General features: G+C 45.0%; 1 protein-coding gene. It reads left to right on the top strand.

Annotated features, from left to right (window positions below; translation table 11 throughout):
- Window positions 1-78 precede the first annotated feature (78 nt).
- Window positions 79-1,387 (top strand): dipeptide/tripeptide permease DtpA (gene dtpA / locus ACRC27_RS13935; RefSeq protein ID WP_438640152.1); only part of this gene is annotated, 1,309 nt, incomplete at its 3' end.

Genomic DNA, 1,387 nt, shown 5'->3' with positions numbered 1-1,387 from the left:
CCTCACAGACGTGTAAACGAGAGTGTCTAAAAAAAATTACGCATCTTGCAAAACACAATAATTCATACAGAGGTTAACGTGTCGATCACTGAATCACTCAAACAACCCAAATCGTTTTATCTCATATTTTCGGTCGAATTGTGGGAGCGTTTCGGTTTTTACGGGCTACAGGGCATTCTTGCTGTTTACTTAGTTCAAGAGCTAAAGCTGACTGAAACCCACTCATTTGCACTGTTTTCCTCTTTTATCGCTCTGGTTTACGGTCTGGTTGCTGTTGGTGGCTGGTTGGGGGATAAGATCCTCGGCACAAAACGCCTGATTATTCTGGGTGCAATCACTCTGATGGTCGGTTACGCCATGATTGCCTTCTCAACAACCCACATTACGTGGATTTACCTTGGCATGGGAACCATTGCGGTCGGTAACGGGCTATTTAAAGCCAACCCCTCTTCGCTGCTTTCCAAATGCTATGATAAGGATGATCCCCGGCTTGATGGCGCATTTACGCTGTATTATATGTCCATCAATATCGGTTCATTTATCTCTATGCTCGCTACGCCGTATCTGGCCAACCGTTATGGCTGGAATGTTGCGTTTTCGCTCAGTGTGATAGGCCTATTAATCACCATTATTAACTTTTTAATGATGAAAGGCTGGGTGAAAGAGTATGGTTCAAAACCCGATTTTAAACCGGTTGATCGCCGTAACCTCTTGCTGGTGATCATTGGTACTGTTGTCGCTTCATTGCTATCAAGCTGGGTTTTGGAACATATTCTGATTGCTCATATTGCGCTGGCACTGGTCTCTATCGGTATTGTGTTTATTTTTATCCGTGAGACTTTTGCGCTGAAAAACACTGCCCGCCGTAAAATGATCGTGGCTTTTGTACTGATGCTCGAAGCGGTAATCTTCTTTGTGTTGTACAGCCAGATGCCGTTATCGCTCAATTTCTTTGCCATTCACAACACGGTACACAGCCTGTTTGGTATTAATGTTGAACCTGAGCAGTTCCAATCACTTAACCCGTTTTGGATTATGGTTGCCAGCCCTGTTTTGGCAATTATTTATCACCGTATGGGTGATAAACTACCGATGCCGCATAAATTTGCCATCGGCATGGTGCTCTGCTCTGGTGCATTTTTGATTTTGTATCTCAGCACCCGCTATGCCAACGCAGCAGGGTTAGTTTCAGCTAACTGGCTGATTTTAAGTTATTTCCTGCAAAGTGTGGGGGAGCTGCTAATTTCAGGGTTAGGTCTTGCCATGGTTGCTCAGCTTGTACCACAGCGTTTGATGGGTTTTATCATGGGTGCATGGTTCTTAACGTCTGCCGGCGCATCTGTTATTGCCGGTTATGTGGCCAGTTTAACGGCAACACCGGGTGATG

The sequence above is a fragment of the Plesiomonas sp. genome (assembly GCF_051650925.1).
Taxonomy (GTDB): domain Bacteria; phylum Pseudomonadota; class Gammaproteobacteria; order Enterobacterales; family CAMTGL01; genus Plesiomonas.
This window is presented reverse-complemented; position numbering and strand designations above follow the sequence as displayed.